The sequence below is a fragment of the Sphingosinicella terrae genome, from assembly GCF_003347635.1.
Taxonomy (GTDB): domain Bacteria; phylum Pseudomonadota; class Alphaproteobacteria; order Sphingomonadales; family Sphingomonadaceae; genus Allosphingosinicella; species Allosphingosinicella terrae.
Genome location: NZ_QDFY01000001.1, coordinates 700999 through 720831 on the forward strand (window position 1 = coordinate 700999; position 19833 = coordinate 720831).

A 19833-nucleotide genomic window follows, 5' to 3' on the forward strand; every position below is an offset into this window, starting at 1 on the left:
GCTGCGGCTCTAGCACAACAATGTGGCCGAAAGAACACAGTCTTTCGCCTCATCCCGTCCGATTTGAGGCCGCACCGGCCGCGCGGCTAGGCCGCGGCGCGGCTCAGCCAGGGCGCGTAGAAGTCGCGAAGCATCGCCAGGGCCCGCGCCGGATCGGCTTCCTTGTTGAAGGCGTTGCGGAATTCGGCCGAGCCGTGCAGCCCCTTCGTGTACCAGCCGATATGCTTGCGGGCGCAATTGACGCCGACGACCGGACCGTAAAGCTCCAGCATCGCCTCATATTGTTCGATGATCACGGCGAGCTGCTCGTCGAGGCTCGGATCGGCAAGCCGCTGGCCGGTGCGGAGCCAGTGCATCACCTGCCGGAGCAGCCAGGGCCGTCCATAGGCACCGCGGCCGATCATGATTCCATCGGCGCCCGACTGGGCGAGCGCCGCGTCGGCGTCCTCGATGGTCTCGATGTCGCCATTGGCGATGACGGGCACGCGCACGGCGTCCTTCACCTTGCGGATGAAGGCCCAATCCGCATTCCCCTTGTACATCTGGCAGCGCGTGCGGCCGTGAACGGTGATCATCCGGATGCCGAGATCCTCGGCGATGCGGGCGAGCTCGGGGGCGTTGAGACTGGCATGATCCCAGCCCATGCGCATCTTCAGCGTCACCGGCACGTCCACCGCCTTCACCGTCGCGTCGATGATGCGGGCGGCGAGATCGAGATCGCGCATGAGCGCCGAACCGGCCTCGCCATTGACCACCTTCTTGACCGGGCAGCCCATGTTGATGTCGATGATCGCCGCGCCGCGATCCTCGTTGAGCTTCGCTGCCTCGGCCATCTCCACCGGCGAGCAGCCGGCGAGCTGCATCGACACCGGCTCCTCGACCGGATCCCATACCGCCTTCTGCAGCGACTGACGGGTCTCGCGGATCGCCGCCTGGCTGGCGATCATCTCGGTCACGGTGAGCCCGGCACCGTAGCGCCTGACGATCCGCCGGAACGGCATGTCGGTGACGCCGGTCATCGGTGCCAGGATCACGGGCACGTCGATGCGGACCGGGCCGATCTGGATGGGTTCGAGGCGGCTCATGGGACCGCGGAGATAGGCTCTAAGCCGCTGGTCGACAAGGTCGGGCTGGGCTAGGGCGCGCGCGATGGAGGCGCAGGGAAAGACGATCGCTCTGGTGGTGGCGGCAGGCAGCGGCATCCGCGCGGGCGGCGAAGGCGCGGTGCCCAAGCAGTACCGGCGGATCGGCGGCAGGGCGGTCCTCGCCCATGCGATCGCGCATCTGCGGCACCCACGCATCGACGGGATCCGAGTAGTGATCGGCGCGGGCCACGAGACCGCCTATGCCGACGCGGTCGGCGACCTTTCGCTCCGTTCGCCCATCCTCGGTGGCGCGACCCGGCGGGAATCGGTCGGCAACGGCCTTGCCGCGCTGACGGCCGACGGCGACGTCGGCCGAGTGCTGGTCCACGACGCTGCCCGTCCCTTCCTGCCCGCGGCGGTGATCGACCGGCTGATCGCCGCGCTCGACGATCATGACGGCGCGGTGCCGGCGCTGCCGGTCGTCGACACGCTGGCCGTGGCCGATGGTCGGCTAGGCGACACCGTCCCACGCCAGGGGCTGGCGCGCGTGCAGACGCCGCAGGCCTTCCGCTTCGAGGCGATCGTGAGGGCGCACGAGGCCTGGAGCGGCGGCGAAGCGACCGACGACGCCCAGATGGCACGCGCTGCCGGCTTCAGCGTGGCCGTCGTCGAGGGAGACAGGATGCTCGAAAAGCTGACTTACGATGCCGATTTCGAACGGGCCGAGATACTGCCCGGTCCGCGCCTGGTCAGCCGGGCGGGCATGGGCTTCGACGTCCATGCCTTCGGCTCGGGATCGTCGGTCTGGCTCGGCGGGATCGAAATCCCCTATGCGCGCGGCCTGATCGGCCACAGCGACGCCGACGTGCTCCTTCATGCCGTCACCGACGCCCTGCTCGGCGCCGTCGGCGCCGGCGACATCGGCGACCATTTCCCGCCGACTGATCCGCGCTGGCGCGGCGCAGCCTCTTCCCTCTTCCTCGATCATGCCCGGCAACTGGTCGAGCAGGCGGGTGGTCGCATCGACCATGTCGATGCGACCATCGTCTGCGAGGCACCGAAAATCGGGCCGCACCGGGTACGTATCCGTGAGAATCTGGCCGGTTTGTTGCGGCTTCCGGCCCAGTCGGTTAGCGTGAAGGCGACGACGACCGAGCGGCTGGGCTTCACCGGCCGCGGCGAAGGCATAGCCGTCCAGGCCATCGCGACCATTCGCCTTCCGGAGTGACCATGACCGAACATCGCGACTTCCTGCTTCCCGACGCGCTCGACGACCTCGCGCGACGGGTGATCGAGGAGAATCGCGCCGCCGGCCGCAAGGTCGCGGTGGCGGAAAGCTGTACCGGCGGCCTCGTCTCGGCGGCGCTGACCGAGATTTCGGGAAGCTCGGACGTGTTCGAGACCGGCTTCGTCACCTATTCGAACGCAGCGAAGATCTCACTGCTCGGCGTCAGCGCCGAGGTGATCGAGACATTCGGCAGCGTCTCGGTCGCCACCGCCTGGGCCATGGCGCAGGGAGTGATCAACCGCACCGACGCCGATGTCGCGGTGGCGATCACCGGCATTGCCGGACCGACCGGGGGGAGCGAGATGAAGCCGGTGGGCACCGTCGTCTTTGCCCGGGCAGAGCGCGACGGCGATCCCAAGCAGATCATCGCCGACCTCCGGGAATTCGGCGACCTCGGCCGCGCGGGCGTGCGGCTTCAGGCGGCGCGGTGCGCGCTCGAGCTGCTGCTTCCCTCGGCCACCGCACCCTCGCCGTAGAGGACGTGGGCGCGGTCCTCGAAGGCGCCGATCATCCGGCGCAGCGCCCGATCGAACATCTGGCCGGCCAAGGTCTCGAAGATTCGGCTGCGAAAGGCGAAGTCGACGCAGAAATCGACTATCGTGCCGCCCTGGCCGTCGGGCTCGAACTTCCAGTGGTTATGGAGATATTTGAGCGGCCCTTCGATATAATCGATGTCGATCTGATGGGGCCGGCGCTTGTTCACGCGCGACGTGAAGGTTTCCTTGAGAGCGCGGAAGCCGACGACGAGATCGGCGATCATCTCGGTCTCGCTGTCGGAGCGGACCCGCACCGTAGCCACCCAGGGCAGGAACTCCTGGTAGCTTTTCACGTCGGCGACCAGGTCGAAAAGCTGGTCGGGACTGTAGGGCAGATGCCGCTTTTCCGAATGACGGGGCATCGGCTCGCCTAACGCCCTGGCCCTTCGAGACCGCGGACGACGTCGGCATGCCGGCCGGCGGCCGCCATCTTGGCTTCCCGCGCGGCCTTCATCTTCGCGAAATCGTCACCCGCATGATAGCTGGAGCGGGTGAGCGGGCTGGCCGCGACCAGCAGGAACCCCTTGGCGCGGGCGATCGCGGCATAAGCGGAGAAGGCCTGGGGGGTGACGAAGGCCTCGACCTTGGCGTGGCGCGGCGTCGGCTGCAGATACTGGCCCATGGTCAGGAAATCGACGTCGGCGGAGCGCATGTCGTCCATAACTTGATGGACCTCGAGCCGTTCCTCGCCGAGGCCGACCATCAGGCCGGACTTGGTGAAGATGGTGGGATCGTGCCGCTTGACGCTCTCGAGCAGCCGCAGCGACGCATAATAGCGGGCGCCGGGGCGGATGGTCGGATAGAGACGCGGCACCGTCTCGAGATTGTGGTTGTAGACGTCCGGCCGCGCCTCGACGATCCGCTCGACCGCGGCCTCGGATTTGTTGCGGAAGTCCGGCGTGAGGATCTCGATCGTCGTGTCGGGGGCGTTCCGGCGCAGCGCCTCGATGACGCGGACGAACTGCATCGCGCCGCCGTCGGGCAAATCGTCGCGGTCGACCGAGGTAATGACGATGTGGCTGAGACCGAGCTCGGCGGCGGCGACCGCGACATGCTCGGGCTCCATCGGATCGACGGCGCGCGGCATGCCGGTCTTGACGTTGCAGAAGGCGCAGGCGCGAGTGCAGGTGTCGCCGAGGATCATCACCGTCGCGTGCTTCTTGGTCCAGCACTCGCCGATATTCGGACAGGCCGCCTCCTCGCAGACGGTGGCGAGGTTGAGTCGCCGCATGAGCTTGCGCGTTTCGGCGACCCCGGCGCCGGTCGGCGCCTTGACCCGGATCCAGTCGGGCTTGCGGTTCTTGCGCTCGGGCGCCCCCGGCAGGGGCACGGCGATCGGGTCGGCTTCGCTCATGGCGGCGAGATAGCGATGTCGCCGCCGACTTGCCACCCCTGCCCTCGGCTCGCTAGGCGCCGATCGGACAACAGGGAGTTTATGCCTTGCCCGCCGACTTCGAAGCACTGATCGACGGCTATCGTCGCTTCCGCGAGACCGCCTGGGCTGCCCAGCGCGAACGCTGGCGCGAACTGGCCGAGGGCCAGAATCCCAAGGTGATGGTGATCGCCTGCTCCGACAGCCGGGTCGATCCCTCGCAGATCTTCGACGCGCGGCCGGGCGAGATCTTCGTCGTCCGCAACGTCGCCAACCTGGTGCCGCCGTTCGAGCGCGACAGCGCCTATCACGGCGTCTCGGCCGCGCTCGAATTCGCGGTCACCCAGCTCCAGGTCCAGGACGTCGTGGTGATGGGGCACGGCTTCTGCGGCGGCTGCGCGGCAGCGCTGACCGGCCAGTTCGACGATGCCGGCCATGGCGAAGGACAATTCATCGCCCGCTGGATCGGCATGCTCTGCGCTGCGCGCCAGGCTATCCGCGCGCGCCATTCGGAGCTCGACCGCGCCGCCTTCCTCGAGATGGAGCATGAGGGCGTGCGGCTCTCCCTCGCCAATCTCAGAACCTTCCCCTTCGTCGCCGAGCGCGAGGCGGCGGGGCGGCTGAAGCTGCACGGCGCCTGGTTCGCCATCGACGGCGGCACGCTCCACGTGATGGACGCGCAGAGCGGCGTCTTCGCGCCCGCATAAAATATTCGATTCTACTCTACGGCAGGCGCCGAGCCGTCACCATACGGATGCGCGGGTCGAGCATCTGCCCGCGCATGACGCCCTCCCCTTCGGTTGGCGAGGTCGGGGCATCGAGGATGCGGCGGACCACATCCATGCCCTCGACGACGCGGCCGAAGACGGCATAGCCCAAGCCGTCGCCGGCCGAGCCGGGGCCGGCGTCGAGATAGAGCTGGTCGCCGACCATGATGGTGAAGTCGCCCTGGGCCGTTCCCGGCGCAAAGCGCGGCACCGAGACCGCGCCGTCGACATGGGAGAGCCCGGTCTCGCTGGTCGGCTCGTGGGCGATCGGCGGGTACAGCTTGCGCGCATCGCGGACTCCGCCCTGGACCAGACCCCTGCCCTCGCCGGTCTTCATCGCCCGGTAGAATTCCATGCCGTCGAGCCGGCGCGCGTCGACGTAGCGGAGAAAATTGCCGGCGCTGACCGGGGCCCGCGCGAGATCGACCTCGATGACGATCGTGCCGGCGCTGGTCTCGAGCGCCACCCGGGCGGGCGCGGCGGGTCCGGTCTGCCCCATGGCCGGCGCGGTCAGGGCGGCGGCCAGGAACAGGATCAACATGCGCCACATCAGGCGATCCTCCCGGCATGGCTCTTTCGCGCGCCGTAGAAGAAGTAGAGGGCGAAGCCGAAGATGTGGGCGCCCAGGAACCACAATTGGGTGCTCTGCGGCAGGCTGTAGAAGAGATAGAGACAGCCGGCGATGGCGACGCCGCCTACCGGCCAGGCCCAGGGGGTGCGGAAGGCACGCGGCCGATCGGGATCGCGCCGCCGCATGACCAGCATGCAGATCGCGACGAAGACGAAGGCGGTGAGCGTGCCGGCATTGGCGAGAGCGGCGAGCTCCGCGAGCGGAACCACGCCCGCGAGCAGCGCCACGATCACCGCCGTGAACAGGGTGATCCGCACCGGCGATCCGCGGCCCGACACCTTGGCGAGCGCCGGCGGCAGCAGCCCGTCCCGGGCCATGACGAAGAAGATGCGGCTCTGGCCATAGAAGAAAGCCAGGATGACGGTCGGCAGCGCGATCACCGCCGAGGCGGCGAGGTAGGTCGCTGCCCCAGGCCTGCCGATCTCGCGCAGGATCAGGGCGAGCGGCTCCGGGCTGTTGGCGAAGCGGGTATAAACGAGCGCCCCGATCGCGGCACCGGCCACGGCGATATAGATGAGGACGCAAGCAATCATCGATCCGACGATGCCGATCGACAGGTCCCGCTCCGGATTGCGGGTCTCCTCCGCCGCGGTGGCGATCGCGTCGAAGCCGTAGAAGGCGAAGAAGATGATCGCGGCAGCCGCCATGACGCCGACCTCGGCGCCCGGTGGGCCGCTCTTCGGGAAACCGAACGGCATGAAAGGATCGAAATTGGCGGCGTCGAAATAGGGCAAGGCGACGGCGACGAACACGCCGAGGGCGACGATCTTCACGGCGACCAGAAGGGCGTTGACGTTGGCGCTCTCGCGCACCCCGTAGATGAGCAGGCCGGCGACCACGGCGATGATGAACACCGCCGGCAAATTGACGATTCCGCCCAGTTCGGGTCCCTGGGTGAACGCCAGCGGGAATCCCAGCCAGGCGTGCAGGAGCGGCGCCGCATAGCCGGACCAGCCGACGGCGACGGCGCTGACCACCAGCGAATATTCGAGGATGAGGCTCCAGCCGACGAACCAGGCGAGCAGCTCGCCAAGGACGACATAGGTGTAGGTATAGGCGCTGCCGGAGGCCGGGATCATCGTCGCCATCTCGGCATAAGCGAGCGCGGCGGCGGCACAGATCACGCCGGCGATCAGGAAGGACAGGATCACCGCCGGGCCGGCCTTGGCCGCGCCCACGCCGGTCAGCGTGAGGATGCCGGTTCCGACGATCGCGCCCACGCCGAGCGCGATGAGATGCGGCCAGCCGAGCGAGCGATGGAGGCGATGCTCCTCGGGAAGGTCCTCGTGGCTGAGAATTGCCTTGCGCGTGTTCCAGCGAGCCATGCGGCACCCTCCCCGTTTCGTGCGGGGAACCTTGGGGCGGGTTGCGGGGGCGGGACAAGGGGAAAAGGGACGCCGATGCGGCGAAAGGGGCAAACCGATTTCCTGCGCGGGAAGACTTGCCGGCCTAGGGCACCCTCTGCCCCACGACGTTGCCGGCGGGCGCGTAGCGGCAGATCAGGAAGTCCCACTGGGCCGACCTATGGACGGCGCAGCCGAAGCGCACCGTCGCCGGCCAGATCATCTGCGTGTAATGGGCGACGTCACTCCAATGACCGCTGCGGCTCACCTCCGGGAAGGTGCCGGGCTCGAAGAGCCGCCGCTCCGCCGCCCAGCTTCCCACCATCTGATCGACCGGATAGGCACCGCGCGTACCCATCCAGAGATTCTCGCCTTGCCCTGTCCGCCCTTCGACTGGCGAGTGGGCAAGGCGGCCGAGACGCTCGAGAGCCGGTCCGTAAGCGGCCGCGGCGGCGGCGAGCGAGGTGTCCCAGCGCAGCGGCGCGGCCGCGACTGCGGACCGCTCGCGATTGTGGAGCGCGGTCAGACGGCCGGGCAGGTCGCGCAGGTCCTGTGGCGGCGCATCCGCCGGCGCCTCGCTGCGCACCATGGCACCATCGGCCCAAGGCGGCCGCGAGCCGCCGCAGCCGGCGAGCATGAGCGAGGCAAGCAGGAGCAAGTGATACGATCTAGGTGGCATCAGGCTCTCCACCAGGGCAGAAAAGTGTGCGTTGCATCGGAACTTCGGGGTTTGACCTGAGTTAATCCAGCTCACGCGGGGGAATTTTCCGGAAGCTATCGTGTCAGAAGTCCAGCTCCAGCCTGTCGCTACGCCGACGCCGGACGAAATCGTCGAATTCGCCGTCACTTATCTCCAGGCCGGTGACGCCGAACTGCGAGAGCGTCTCGACGCCTTGCCGGCGCCCGTCTATCTCACCGACGCCGAGGGCTGGGTAACCTGGTACAATCAGGCTTGCGTCGATTTTGCCGGTCGCAGGCCGACGCCCGGCGAGGATCGGTGGTGTGTCACATGGCGGCTCTACACCGAATGCGGGACGCCCTTGCCTCACGAGGAATGCCCCATGGCCGTCGCCATCCGCCAGGGAAAGCCGGTGCGCGGCGTCGTCGCCGTCGCGGAGCGCCCGGACGGCAGCCGCGTCCTTTTCACGCCGTTCCCCACGCCGGCCGTCGATGCCGACGGCAGGGTCGTCGGTGCCGTCAATCTTCTCATCGACATCACGGATTCCCGCCAGGCCGAAATGTTGCGCGCGCAGGCGCTCCGCTGCCGCCGGCTCGCCCAGTCGGTCACCGACACGCGCACCGTGTCGACGCTGACGCTGATGGCCCAGGAGTATGAGGAGCAGGCGAGCGCTCTTTCGGCGTGACCGGCGGCGCCCGCGCGCCTTCCCTACCGATACCGCCACGACGACGCCGGACACCATCGGAGGCTTGGCGGCACCGGCCGTTTCGTTACAGTGGCGTCATGACGCCGCAAATCGCTCCCCTTCGACCCGATCAGCAATCCGAGTGGGAGCCGCTCGCGCGCGGCTACAAGGCCTTCTATCGGGAAGATCCTTCCGACGAGGACTATCGCCGCACCTGGTCAAGGCTGATGGCCGCCGAGGTCATTTTCGGGCTGGGCGCCCATCTCGACGGGCGGCTGGTCGGCATTGCCCACTATCTCTTCCATCCGACCGTCTGGCTCGGCGAGGCCTGCTACCTGCAGGACCTGTTCACCGCTCCGGGCGTCCGTGGCCGCGGCGTCGCGCGCGCACTGATCGAGGCGGTGGCCGAGGCAGCCCGGGCGCGCGGAGCGAGCCGGTATTACTGGCTCACCGCCGAGGACAATGAGACGGCCCGGGCGCTGTACGACAAGGTGGCGACGTACAAGGGCTTCATCCGGTACGAGTTTCCGGTCTGACGCCCTTCATTCGCCGATTGCCGAGGCGACGGATACCTCATCCTCTCACCCTGCCGCCCGCAATGGCCCATAATTAACAAGAGCTTGACGCTGTTACTTCTCGCCTGATGCGAGCTACCGCGTCAGCTTCTTGTAGCTCATCCGGTGCGGCCGGTCGGCTTCGGGACCGAGGCGGCGGCGCTTGTCCTCCTCATAGGCCTCGAAATTGCCCTCGAACCATTCGACGTGACTGTCGCCTTCGAAGGCGAGGATGTGAGTCGCCAAGCGGTCGAGGAAGAAGCGGTCGTGGCTGATGATCACCGCGCAGCCGGCGAAATTCTCGAGCGCCTCCTCGAGGGCGCGAAGAGTCTCGACGTCGAGATCGTTGGTCGGCTCGTCGAGAAGCAGCACGTTGCCGCCTTCCTTCAGCATCTTGGCAAGGTGGACGCGGTTGCGCTCGCCGCCGGAGAGCTGGCCGACCTTCTTCTGCTGGTCGGGACCCTTGAAGTTGAAAGCGCCGACATAAGCGCGCGTGCCCAATTCGTGTTTCCCGAAGCGGAAGACGTCGAGACCGTCCGAGATCTCCTCCCAGACATTCTTGTTAGGGCTGAGATGGTCGCGCGACTGGTCCACATAGCCGAGATGGACCGTCGGTCCGACCTTGATCTCGCCCGAATCCGGCTGCTCCTGGCCGGTGATGAGCTTGAACAGGGTGGTCTTGCCGGCGCCGTTCGGCCCGATGACGCCGACGATGCCGCCCGGGGGCAGGCTGAAGGTCAGGTCCTCGAACAGCAATTTATCGCCATAGGCCTTGGAGACGCCGTTGATGTCGATGACGTTGCCGCCGAGGCGCTCGGGCACCTGGATGAGGATCTGGGCCTTGCCGGGCGTGCGATTCTCCTGCGCCTCGACCAGCTCGTCGAACGCGCGGATGCGAGCCTTCGACTTGGCCTGCCGCGCCTTGGGCGAGCGCCGGATCCATTCGAGCTCGTCGTTGATCGCTTTCTGGCGGCCCGCCTCCTCGCGCTCCTCCTGCTCGAGGCGCTTCGCCTTCTTCTCGAGATAGCCCGAATAATTGCTTTCGTAGATGTAGTAGCGGCCGCGATCGAGCTCGAGCACCCAGTTGACGACATTGTCGAGGAAATAGCGGTCGTGGGTGACGAGGATGACGTTGCCCGGATAGTCGATCAGATGCTTCTCGAGCCACTGGACGCTCTCCGCGTCCAGATGGTTGGTCGGCTCGTCGAGCAGCAGGATGTCCGGCTTCTCGAGCAGCAGGCGGGTCAGCGCGACCCGGCGCTTCTCGCCGCCGGAAAGGTTGGTGACGGCGGCGTCACCGGGCGGGCAGCGGAGCGCATCCATCGCTATCTCGAGCTGGTTGTCGAGCGTCCAGCCGTCGACGGCGTCGATCTTCTCCTGGAGCTCGCCCATCTCGGTCATCAGCGCGTCGAAATCGGCATCTTCGGGCGGATCGGCCATCATCGCGCTGATCGCGTTGAACCGATCCATCATGTCCGCGACCGGCCGGACCGCGTCCATGACATTCTCCTTGACCGTCTTGGAGGGATCGAGCTGCGGCTCCTGCTCGAGATAGCCGACGCGGATGCCATCGCCCGGCCACGCCTCGCCGACGAACTCCTTGTCGCGGCCGGCCATGATCTTCATCAAAGTGGATTTGCCGGAGCCGTTGGGTCCGACGATTCCGATCTTGGCATCGAGATAGAATTGCAGGTGGACGTCGTTCAGGATCGGCTTGTTCGCGCCGGGGAAGGTCTTGCTCAGACCCTTCATCACAAAGCTGTATTGGGCGGCCATGAGGCGCTCGTCTCCACAGGTTCACGTTGTACGGATTTCGGGCCGCTACCTAGTAGCGCCGGGCGGGATTGGCAAATGGGGGCTTGCCACTTAAGCCACTCGACATGAACAAGCTGATCCTCGCCGCTGCCCTCGCCCTTCCCGCCGTCCCCGCCTCCGCCCAGCCCTCGCCATCCACGCCGCAGGCGACGGTCGGGCAGCAGGCCGCGCAACTGCGTGACGCCGCCTTGAGCGACAATCTCGCCTGGACGCTGGTCGAGGAGCTCACCACCGAGGTCGGGCCGCGCCAGGCCGGCACCGAAGCCGAGGGGCGCGCCCGCGAATGGGCGGTGCGGCGGCTGACCGAGCTCGGCTTCAGCAATGTCCGGATCGAGCCGTTCGAAATGCCGGTCTGGGTACGCGGCCAGGAACGCGCCGAGATCCTCTCCCCTTTCCCCCAGCCGCTCGTCCTGACCGCGCTCGGCAATAGCGGTGCCACTCCCGCGCGCGGCATCGAGGCCGAGGTGATCGGCTTCGACAGCGTCGCCGCGCTTCAGGCGGCGAGCGACGAGAGCGTCCGCGGCAAGATCGTCTTCATCACCCATGGGATGACCCCGACCCAGGACGGGTCGGGCTATGGTCAGTTCGGGGCGCCGCGCCGGCAGGGACCGTCCATCGCCTCGCGCAAGGGCGCGGCAGGAATCGTGATCCGCTCGATCGGCACGGACTATCACCGCAACCCTCATACCGGGGTGCAGATGTGGGCCGACGGAGCCCGGCCGATCCCGGCCGCCGCGCTCAGCATCCCCGACGCCGAGCAGCTTCAGCGCATCCTCGCGCGGGGCCGTCCGGTGCGGATGCGGCTCGTCCTGACGCCTCGCAACACCGGCCGCCACATGTCCGGCAACGTCGTCGCCGAAGTGCCCGGAACCGATCCCGAGGCCGGAATCATCACGATCGGCGGCCATCTCGACAGCTGGGACCTGGGCACCGGTGCGATCGATAATGCTGCCGGCGTCGCCATCACCACCGCCGCGGCGCATCGGATCATGCAGGCGGGCCGCCCCCGCCGGACGATCCGGGTCGTGTTGTTCGGCGCCGAGGAGGTCGGCGGCGGCGGCGGCGAGACCCATTTCCGCCTGCACCGGGAGCGCGGCAACGTCGTCCTCGTCGGCGAGTCCGATTTCGGCGCCGACCGGATCTGGCGGGTCAATTTCAACCTCGCGCCCGCCAATTCGGCGCTCGCCGACCGGATCACGGCCCTCCTCGCCCCGCTCGGCATCGTGCGCGGCCGCGACCCGGCCAATGCCGGAGCCGATCTCGGCGAATGGCCCCGGGCCGGTTTTGCGGCTATCGACCTCAACCAGGACGGCACCCGTTATTTCGACTATCACCACACGCCGGACGATACGCTCGACAAGGTCGACCCGGGCCAGCTCCGGCAGAATGTCGCCGCCTGGACGGCTTTGCTGGCCGTCGCCGCTGACGCGCCCGAGCGGATCGAGGCTATCCCGGCCCGAAGAGAGTGAAGCCAGGGGACCGCCGCCGCCCGGCCGAGGGGCGAAAGCGGTCGCCCGAACGTCAGGCCGTGGAGCGAGGTCGCCCAAGATCCTCCGCGCCTTGACCTCGCCGCCTCCTCCGAACAGAAGGAAGCGGCGCCGGGGGGCGACCTTTGAAGGACGCGTGACGCCTGTGCGACTGACGGTTCTCCTGACCGGGTGCGGCACCGTCGCGCTGGCGGCTACCGCTGCGAGTGCCGCGGCGCAGGAGTCAACCGAGGTCGCGGTCGCGGCGAGCGCCGCCGTTCAGGACCTGTCCGATTTCTCGATCGAGGAGCTGGCGCAGATCAACGTCCAGTCAGCGACCAAGCAGGACCAGCCGCTGAGCAGCGCCGCCACCGCTCTTTATGTCATTACCGGCGAGGAGATTGCCGCCTCGGCTGCTCTCTCGATCCCCGAGGCGCTGCGGCTCGCGCCCAATCTCCAGGTCCAGCAGGTCGATGCGCGTCAATATGCGATCACCGCCCGAGGCTTCAACAGCGTCGAAACGTCGAACAAACTGCTCGTGCTGATCGACGGGAGGACCGTCTACTCGCCGCTCGCCTCGACCGTGTTCTGGGAATTGCACAACCGCCCGATCGAGGACATCGCTCAGATCGAGGTGATCAGCGGGCCCGGTGGAACGCTGTACGGACCGAATGCCGTCAACGGTGTCGTCAGCATCAACTCCCGCACCGCCCATGACACGATCGGCGGCATGGTCAGGGCCGCCGCCGGGGAGAATGAGCAAAGCGCCGTCGCGCGCTTCGGCACGCCGGTAGGGCCGGACGGCGCGATCCGCGTCTACGGCACCTGGTTTCATCGCGACGGACTCCCCCGCGGTGTCGGCCCCGAGGCCAATGATCGCTTCGAGGGAGTCCAGGGCGGCTTCCGTGCCGATTTTGCCGGTGAGAGCGATCACGTCACCGTCCAGGGCGACGTCTTCGAGACGGATACGGGCGGCGTGCGCGGCGACGGCGATCGCGGGCACAACCTCCTCGGCCGCTGGTCGCACGATTTCTCCCGGACCTCGTCGCTGCGCGTGCAGGGCTATTACGATTATTTTCGGCGCGACTTCCTGCTGGCGCACGATTCGCTGCAGACGTTCGATCTTGAAGCCCAGTATAATGGGCGGGCCGGTGCCCACGACCTCGTGGCCGGCGCCGGCATCCGCACCACCCGCGACGAGTTCATCAACAATCTGAATGCCTTCCAGCTGGTACCTGCGAGTCGGCGGCTGTGGGTCTTCAACGCCTTCGTCCAGGACAGGATCGCCCTTTCGCCGGAGCTGGCGATCATCATCGGCCTCAAGGCCGAGCAATCGAGCTTTTCGGGACTAGAACTCCTGCCCAATGTCCGGCTGGCCTGGCAGCCGAACCCGCATACCCTCTTCTGGGGCGCGGTGTCGCGCGCCGTGCGGACGCCTTCACGGATCGATCGCCAGCTCCAGGCGCCGCCCCTGTTCATCGCCGCCAGCGATTTCGAGACCGAGAAGTTGATCGCGTTCGAGGCGGGCTATCGCGGCCAGCCAACCGACCGGACGAGCCTCTCCGTCTCCGTCTTCTTCAATCGCTACGACGATATCCGCTCGACTGAGGGGACGAATCCGGCCATTTTTCCGATACGGCTGGGGAATGGCTGGCGCGGCCACAGCTATGGCGTCGAAGCCTGGAGCAGCCTCCAGGTCGCCGACTGGTGGCGCCTCACGCTCGGCCTTGCCACCCTCTGGAAGGACTTTGAGCTCAAACCGGGGCACCTGGACCTCGCTTCCGGCGATTCGCTCGGCCATGACCCGGAATACCAGCTGCTCGGCCGCTCGCAGATGACGCTTGCGCCGGGGCTGACTCTCAACGCGGGCCTGCGCTGGGTGGGCGATCTCGAATCGCGTTCCGGGCCGGGAATTGGCGATTATGTCGAGGCCGATGCCCGGCTCGGCTATCGGCTGGACGAGCAGGTCGAGCTGTTCATTGCCGGACGCAACCTCCTTCGCCGTCGCCATGCCGAGAGCGACGACACCGACCGCGCCCAACTTGCCCACCGCAGCGTCATCGCGGGCACGAGGGTCGTCTTTTGACCGCGCGCGTGATCCTCCTGCTGCTGCTGCTGCTCCTCGGCGTCGCCGCCCCGGCGGTGGCCCAGCCGACGGAGGATGCGGTGAAAGCGGCGTTCATTCCCAAATTCGCACGCTATGTGCAGTGGCCGGCTCAAGTACATCCAGGACCACGAGAACCCGTGCAACTGTGCGTCATCGGCGAGGATCAGTTCGGCAACCTGATCGATCGCGCGGCGGCGAGCGAGCAGGTGGATGGGCGCACGGTCGCGGTCCGCCGCCTGGCGGATGCCGCCGGATCCGAGGCTTGTCACCTCGCCTTCGTACGCGGCGGAAATGCGCAGGAGACGCGCCAGATGCTCTTTGCGATGCGCGGCCAACCCGTTCTCACCATCACGGACAGCCGCGCCGGGGCCACGCGGGGCATGATCCATTTCACCGTCGCGGGGGGACGCGTGCGCTTCTTCATCGACCAGGCGGAAGCCCAGGCACATGGCCTTTCGATCAGTTCCCGCCTGCTCGCATTGGCGCTCGGCGTCAGGCAGCGACGCACATGAGACGCCGGCTCACCACGATCCCCGGCGGCTTGAGCAACGCGCCCGGCGCGATCGTCGCGGTCGTGACGCTGCTGCTGCTCTCGGGGATCGGGATCATCATCCAGAACGAGGCCGCCTATCGCGACTTCCAGGTCCAGGAGACCCGGGTCCAGGCCGAGATCCTCGCCGCCAACGTGACGGCTGCGCTCGATTTCGGCGATGCCCAGGCGGCCCAGGAAGCGGTCGACGCCATCCGGGTCAACCGGCAGGTCCGCGCCGTCGGCATCTATGATCTCGGCGGAGCGTTGGTCGCGGGCTACGGCCGCGACGGCACCGATCCCCCGCGCCAGCTGACGCAATTGCAGCCGAGTCGCCAGGCGGTTCTGACTGCCCGGGTGCCGGTCCAGAGCAGCGGCGAACGGATCGGATCGGTGCTGCTGGTCTCCGATGCCGAGCCGGTCTCTCGGCGGCTCAATCGCTACATGGTCATGGGCCTGCTGGTGGTGATGGCGGCGCTCGTTATCATCGTCCTCGGCATCGGCCAGAACGCCCTGCGGCGCGCCAATCGCAAGCTCGAGGAGCGGGCCAACACGCTGGTCGCCACCAATGCCGAGCTCAAGGTCCAGATCACCGAGCGGACGCGCGCGGAGGACCAGCTTCGCCAGTCGCAGAAGCTCCAGGCACTGGGCCAGCTCACCGGCGGGATCGCCCACGACTTCAACAATCTGCTGACGGTCATCCAGGGGTCGGCCGACATGCTTCGCCGGCCCGGACTCGACGAGGCGAAGAGGATCCGCTTCGCCGATGCAGTCGTCCAGGCCTCGAGCCGCGCCGCTGCCCTCACCGGCCAACTGCTCGCCTTTGCCCGCAGGCAGCCGCTCCAGCCGGAGGTGATCGACGTCAATGCCCTGATCCAAGGCATGACCGACCTGCTCGACCGGACGCTGGGCGAGCGCATCGCGATCGCGACGGACCTGACGGCCGGCCGCTGCGCCGTCGAGGCGGACCGGGCCCAGCTGGAATCCGCCTTGCTCAACATCGCCGTGAATGCGCGTGATGCGATGCCTGACGGGGGCACGCTGACCATCGGTACGGCGCTTCGCGAGGAGGGCGCAGACGGCAATATGGTGGCGATCTTCGTAACGGACAGCGGCTTCGGCATGGACGCCGAAACGCTGGGCCGCGCCATCGAGCCCTTCTTCACGACCAAGAGCATGGGCAAGGGCACCGGGCTCGGGCTCAGCCAGGTCTATGGTTTCGCGACGCAGTCGGGGGGCGATGTGCGCATCTCCAGCACGCCCGGCGTCGGCACCACCGTGACTCTGCTGCTGCCGTTCAGCGGCGACGCCCTCGACCATCGCGACGAAGCCAGGGTCGGCCGCCTGCAGCCGCGCCGCACGGGTCGAATTCTCCTCGCTGAGGACAATGAGGAAGTGGGCGAGTTCGCGCAGACGCTCCTGAGCGAGCTCGGCCATGAGGTGCGCTGGGCACGGACGGGGGAAGAAGCGCTCGAGCTAGCCGCCCGGGAGCCGTTCGACGCCGTCTTCTCCGATGTGGTGATGCCCGGAATGAGCGGCCTGGAGCTCGCCGAAGTCCTGGCCGCCCAGCAGCCGCAGCTGCCGGTGATCCTCACCACCGGCTATAGCGATGAGATTGCCGAGACGGGTACCGGGGGACGCCCGGTGATCCTCAAGCCTTACCGGCTGGAGACGCTTTCCTCCGCGCTCGACCAGGCGCTGCGCGACAGGCAGGAACGGAGCTGAACGACGCGACGCCCTCCCCTGCTCGCGCTCGTCGCGCGCCTTGGACGAAGGTGGGAGCGCGAGCCCGGTGCGTGACGGCCGATCAAGGTGACGCCGACAAGCGACGCGTCGGGCGCGGCAGCCGGAGTCGAGATGCGCAGCTCCCCTCGCCGGCGCGCGTCATGTTATTGACACTATTGTCAGTTATCGCCATTGTCGAATTTTGAAGAGGCCCAGGATGTTCCGTCACCCGATCGGCATCGCCCCAGCCGATATCGATCATATGGGGCATGTGAACAATTCGGTCTATCTGCGCTGGGTGCAGGAGGCCGTCACCCGCTACTGGGAGAAGGTCGCCCCCGCCGAGGCCGTCGCCTCGCACCTCTGGGTCGCGCTCAAGCACGACATCACCTACCGCAAGCCGGCCTTCCTCACCGACGCGGTCGTCGCCGACGTCATGGCCGAGCAGATGCAGGGCGCGAGGGCCTTCTTCAGCACCGTCATCCGTCGCGGCGAGGAAGTCATCGCCGAGGTCAAGAGCAGCTGGTGCTGTCTCGACGCCGGTTCGAAGCGGCCGGCGCGGCTGGCCCGCGAGGTCGTGGCGAGGTTCCTTCCGGAATAGGATTGCGCCCGCCCGCCGCCAACGTCCTCGGCTCCTGGACTGTTCGGGCGACCATAGCTGTGCTATTCGGCTATGTCAGCTGACAGGAGACGCGTCATGCGCCGTGCATTCCTCGCGACCGTCCTTCTCACCTTCGCCGCTGCCCAGGCCAGCGCTCAGGTAACGCCGCGCAACGCGCCGCGCGAGACGAGCTGGGGCAAGCCCGGCGTGAGCCTCGAGCAATATCATTCCGACGGAATCACCTGCGCTCGGATTGCGGTCAATCAGGACATCACCAGCACCGACCAGGTCAGGACCCTCATCCGGGCCTCGCGCGCGCTGGACAATGCGGCGCAGGCAAGCTGGGTCACCGGGCCGTCGGCGACCGACGCTGCCTCCCCCGTCGCGGTCAACACGGATCTCAACCGGACGATGGAGGCTTACCGCGTCGACCGGCAGATCCGGGAACTCTCCGACATGCAATATGACACGCTGGCCGTCTGCCTTCGCGAGCTCGGCTACCGCCAGTTCCGGCTGACCGAGCCTCAGCAGCGGGAGCTGCGGCGGCTGCGACAGGGCAGCTCCGAGCGCCGCGCCTTCCTGCACCGGCTGGGCAGCGACGCCCAGGTGCTGGAGAGCCAGGGGCTCTGACAGTCGTCGGCCCGGATCAGCGGCGCGCGAGCCGTCGCCTGTGGACGGGCCGGTTCACGAAGCGGCAGCGTCGCGGGCGATCTGCTCCAGCCGGGCCTGGATCTCGGCTTCCGGAAGCCACCGGCCGCGCACCATGACGCCGACCCGGCGCTGCACGTTGTCGAGATCCTCGAGCGGGTTGGCCTCGAGCAGGATCAGATCGGCGCGGCGCCCGGGCGCCACCGTCCCGAATGCGTCCGGCGTGCCGAAATAACGCGCGGGATTTCGCGTGCCCGATTCCAGCACGGCATAGGGGCTGAGCCCGGCCGCGGCCATCATCCCCATCTCGTGATGGATGGAGAATCCCGGCACGTTGAAGAATTGCGGGGCGTCGGATCCGAGGGCGATCGGGGCGCCGGCCTCGTGAAGCGCATGAAGGAGACGTCGGCGAAGATCGACCAGCGCACGCGCCGCCTCGGGCTGGAACGTCGCGCTGGCCTGAAATTCGCGTTTCGCCTGCGCCCAGCCGTCGAGCACGCGCCGGGGCATGTAGCGCATCTCAGGCCGCCGGATCATGGCCTCGCCAGGCTCGGATGAGGCGAGATGCTCGACGAGGCTCAAGGTGGGCACATTCCAGGTCCCTGCCGCCACGGTGCGCGCGACGGCATCGGCGATGCGGCCCTCGTCGATCAGGCCGACCCAGCCGCTGCCGAAGAAGCCGGGCTCCTGCCCGGCCGGGATCCGGTCTTGCGGGACCATGAACTCTACATAGCGGTCGAAATGATCGATCGACGCCTGCCGAGCCTCCAGCGCACCGACCAGGCCCACATCCTGCGGGATGTGCCCGCCGAACGGCAGGCCGATCGCATGCGCCTCCTCCGCCATCGCCCCATAGGCGTCCCGCGGCAGGCTGCCGATCTTGATCAGATCGTAGCCGCTTTGGCGGTGCTGGCGGACGATCGCGCGGGCGGCCTCCGGCGTCGCCGCCGCTTCCGCGCTCAGCCAGGGGCTGGCGGCATGGAGCGTCGGCCCGAGCAGATCGCCGCCGGCGATGCGCTCGCGCAGCGCCAGCAGCCCAGGATGGCCTGCCATGCTGCGGACGGTGGTCACGCCGTTGGCGACGTAAAGGAACAGGACATCCTCGGCATAGCCCGGATCTTCGGGGCCCGGCACGTGCCCGTGCATCTCGGCCAGACCGGGCATCAGCCAGCGTCCGGCAGCATCGATCCGCCGCGCGTCCGCCGGCACCTGCGCCGCGGCGGCCGGCTCTACGGAGACGATCCGGCCGTCGCGAACGATCACGACCTGGTTCTCGAGCACTCGCTCGCGGTCCATCGGGATGACGTTCACGCCGACGAAGGCGGTCGTGCCTCCCGGAGCTTCGCCGGGCTGGGCACAGGCCGTCGAGCCCAAGGCGGACAGGCATAGCCCGATCAGGGCGAGGAAGGACCTGAGGCTCTGGCGGACGGAATCGCGGGAACGCTGGCGGGACATAGGTTCGCCTCCTGTCGGTTCCTGGCGATCCTAGGCAGCGCCGGGCCCGCGGGCAAGGAAGTGGAAGAGACGACCGCCGACCGCGGCGGTCAGATCCAGTGGAACAATGCCGGCCAGAGGATCATCGCGATGCCGACGCAGCTGGCGAGGAAGATGAGGGTACGGATCCTCGGGATGCCCGCGGCATAGACGGGGAGATAGAGGATGCGGGCGCCGAGCCAGGTCAGGGCGCCGATCTCCGTCCAGGACGTGCTGAGGCCGGCGATGCTGACGATCAGGATGGCCGCCGCGGCGATCGGAAAGGTCTCGAAATAATTGGCCTGCGCCCGGGCGAGGCGGCCGACGATCGGCTCGGGCGGCGGCAGCGTCTCGTCGCGCGCGCCCATGTTCCATGCGACCCCATATTGCCGCGTCTTCACCCGTACCGCGGCGAAGATGTGGGCGACGCCGAGGACGCAGCCCCAGGCGAGGACGATGAGCTCGATGTTCATGGGGCCGCCTCCCTGTTCGATGAGACTATCGGCGAGGATGAGGAGTGCGTCCAGAG

The 19833-nt window shown here is 67.8% G+C and carries 20 protein-coding genes; 11 read left to right on the plus strand and 9 right to left on the minus strand.

Annotated features, from left to right (window positions below; genetic code table 11):
• Window positions 1-86: 86 nt before the first annotated feature.
• Window positions 87-1085 (minus strand): tRNA dihydrouridine synthase DusB, encoded by a 999-nt coding sequence (dusB, locus tag DDE10_RS03265; protein ID WP_114951255.1) that lies wholly within the window; start codon window positions 1083-1085, stop codon window positions 87-89.
• 64 nt (window positions 1086-1149) lie between these two features.
• On the opposite strand from dusB, the gene DDE10_RS03270 reads away from it, so the two are divergent.
• Both DDE10_RS03270 and DDE10_RS03275 read left to right on the plus strand, forming a co-directional pair.
• Window positions 1150-2313 carry a bifunctional 2-C-methyl-D-erythritol 4-phosphate cytidylyltransferase/2-C-methyl-D-erythritol 2,4-cyclodiphosphate synthase gene (locus DDE10_RS03270; protein ID WP_114951256.1) on the plus strand — a complete coding sequence of 388 codons (1164 nt, stop codon included), beginning with the start codon at window positions 1150-1152 and terminating at the stop codon, window positions 2311-2313.
• Between the two features lie 2 nt (window positions 2314-2315).
• Window positions 2316-2849 carry a CinA family protein gene (locus DDE10_RS03275; protein WP_114951257.1) on the plus strand — a complete coding sequence of 178 codons (534 nt, stop codon included), beginning with the start codon at window positions 2316-2318 and terminating at the stop codon, window positions 2847-2849.
• On the opposite strand, the gene DDE10_RS03280 is transcribed toward DDE10_RS03275, so the two are convergent.
• Together DDE10_RS03280 and lipA are read right to left on the minus strand one after the other, a co-directional pair.
• A complete protein-coding gene (locus DDE10_RS03280; RefSeq protein WP_114951258.1) occupies window positions 2789-3271 on the minus strand; it encodes a type II toxin-antitoxin system RatA family toxin in 483 nt (160 codons plus the stop codon). The two genes, DDE10_RS03275 and DDE10_RS03280, sit on opposite strands and share 61 nt — an antisense overlap.
• An 8-nt stretch (window positions 3272-3279) precedes the next feature.
• Entirely contained in the window at window positions 3280-4263 is a 984-nt protein-coding gene (gene lipA / locus DDE10_RS03285; RefSeq protein ID WP_114951259.1) for a lipoyl synthase, read from the minus strand.
• A gap of 86 nt (window positions 4264-4349) precedes the next feature.
• Here lipA and DDE10_RS03290 point away from each other — a divergent pair, with 86 nt between their 5' ends.
• The gene (locus DDE10_RS03290) at window positions 4350-4988 is read left to right on the plus strand and encodes a carbonic anhydrase (protein WP_114951260.1); all 639 of its coding nucleotides are present in this window, start codon (window positions 4350-4352) and stop codon (window positions 4986-4988) included.
• Between the two features lie 16 nt (window positions 4989-5004).
• Here DDE10_RS03290 and DDE10_RS03295 read toward each other — a convergent pair whose 3' ends face one another.
• From DDE10_RS03295 to DDE10_RS03305, 3 genes are all read right to left on the minus strand, one after another.
• Window positions 5005-5598 carry a peptidylprolyl isomerase gene (locus DDE10_RS03295; RefSeq protein ID WP_114951261.1) on the minus strand — a complete coding sequence of 198 codons (594 nt, stop codon included), beginning with the start codon at window positions 5596-5598 and terminating at the stop codon, window positions 5005-5007.
• Window positions 5598-7004, minus strand: a complete 1407-nt coding sequence (locus tag DDE10_RS03300; protein WP_114951262.1) for an amino acid permease — start codon at window positions 7002-7004, stop codon at window positions 5598-5600. Before DDE10_RS03300 ends, DDE10_RS03295 begins: the two co-directional genes overlap by 1 nt.
• A 124-nt stretch (window positions 7005-7128) precedes the next feature.
• Window positions 7129-7701, minus strand: coding sequence for a CAP domain-containing protein (locus DDE10_RS03305; RefSeq protein WP_114951263.1), 573 nt, complete (start codon window positions 7699-7701; stop codon window positions 7129-7131).
• Between the two features lie 100 nt (window positions 7702-7801).
• Between DDE10_RS03305 and DDE10_RS03310 the strand changes: the two genes are divergently transcribed.
• Both DDE10_RS03310 and DDE10_RS03315 read left to right on the plus strand, forming a co-directional pair.
• Window positions 7802-8386, plus strand: a complete 585-nt coding sequence (locus tag DDE10_RS03310) for a PAS domain-containing protein (protein WP_284734416.1) — start codon at window positions 7802-7804, stop codon at window positions 8384-8386.
• Between the two features lie 98 nt (window positions 8387-8484).
• Window positions 8485-8922: a GNAT family N-acetyltransferase gene (locus DDE10_RS03315; protein WP_114951265.1), complete on the plus strand. Its 438-nt coding sequence runs from the start codon at window positions 8485-8487 to the stop codon at window positions 8920-8922.
• Between the two features lie 114 nt (window positions 8923-9036).
• Here DDE10_RS03315 and ettA read toward each other — a convergent pair whose 3' ends face one another.
• On the minus strand, window positions 9037-10716 hold the full coding sequence (ettA, locus tag DDE10_RS03320) for an energy-dependent translational throttle protein EttA (RefSeq protein WP_114951266.1): 1680 nt from the start codon (window positions 10714-10716) through the stop codon (window positions 9037-9039).
• 104 nt (window positions 10717-10820) lie between these two features.
• On the opposite strand from ettA, the gene DDE10_RS03325 reads away from it, so the two are divergent.
• The 6 genes from DDE10_RS03325 to DDE10_RS03350 all read left to right on the plus strand — a co-directional run bounded on the left by DDE10_RS03325 (window position 10821) and on the right by DDE10_RS03350 (window position 17813).
• Window positions 10821-12224: a M20/M25/M40 family metallo-hydrolase gene (locus DDE10_RS03325; protein ID WP_114951267.1), complete on the plus strand. Its 1404-nt coding sequence runs from the start codon at window positions 10821-10823 to the stop codon at window positions 12222-12224.
• Window positions 12225-12378: 154 nt separating this feature from the next.
• Window positions 12379-14307: a TonB-dependent receptor plug domain-containing protein gene (locus tag DDE10_RS03330; protein ID WP_162806252.1), complete on the plus strand. Its 1929-nt coding sequence runs from the start codon at window positions 12379-12381 to the stop codon at window positions 14305-14307.
• Window positions 14304-14840 carry a TOL_0243 family YfiR-like periplasmic protein gene (locus tag DDE10_RS03335; protein WP_162806254.1) on the plus strand — a complete coding sequence of 179 codons (537 nt, stop codon included), beginning with the start codon at window positions 14304-14306 and terminating at the stop codon, window positions 14838-14840. Before DDE10_RS03330 ends, DDE10_RS03335 begins: the two co-directional genes overlap by 4 nt.
• On the plus strand, window positions 14837-16582 hold the full coding sequence (locus DDE10_RS03340) for a CHASE sensor domain-containing protein (RefSeq protein WP_114951270.1): 1746 nt from the start codon (window positions 14837-14839) through the stop codon (window positions 16580-16582). Before DDE10_RS03335 ends, DDE10_RS03340 begins: the two co-directional genes overlap by 4 nt.
• 217 nt (window positions 16583-16799) lie before the next feature.
• On the plus strand, window positions 16800-17183 hold the full coding sequence (locus tag DDE10_RS03345) for an acyl-CoA thioesterase (RefSeq protein ID WP_114951271.1): 384 nt from the start codon (window positions 16800-16802) through the stop codon (window positions 17181-17183).
• Between the two features lie 96 nt (window positions 17184-17279).
• Window positions 17280-17813, plus strand: a complete 534-nt coding sequence (locus tag DDE10_RS03350) for a hypothetical protein (protein ID WP_114951272.1) — start codon at window positions 17280-17282, stop codon at window positions 17811-17813.
• Window positions 17814-17867: 54 nt separating this feature from the next.
• On the opposite strand, the gene DDE10_RS03355 is transcribed toward DDE10_RS03350, so the two are convergent.
• Entirely contained in the window at window positions 17868-19286 is a 1419-nt protein-coding gene (locus tag DDE10_RS03355; protein ID WP_114951273.1) for an amidohydrolase family protein, read from the minus strand.
• A gap of 89 nt (window positions 19287-19375) precedes the next feature.
• On the minus strand, window positions 19376-19777 hold the full coding sequence (locus DDE10_RS03360; protein ID WP_114951713.1) for an MAPEG family protein: 402 nt from the start codon (window positions 19775-19777) through the stop codon (window positions 19376-19378).
• Window positions 19778-19833 lie beyond the last annotated feature (56 nt).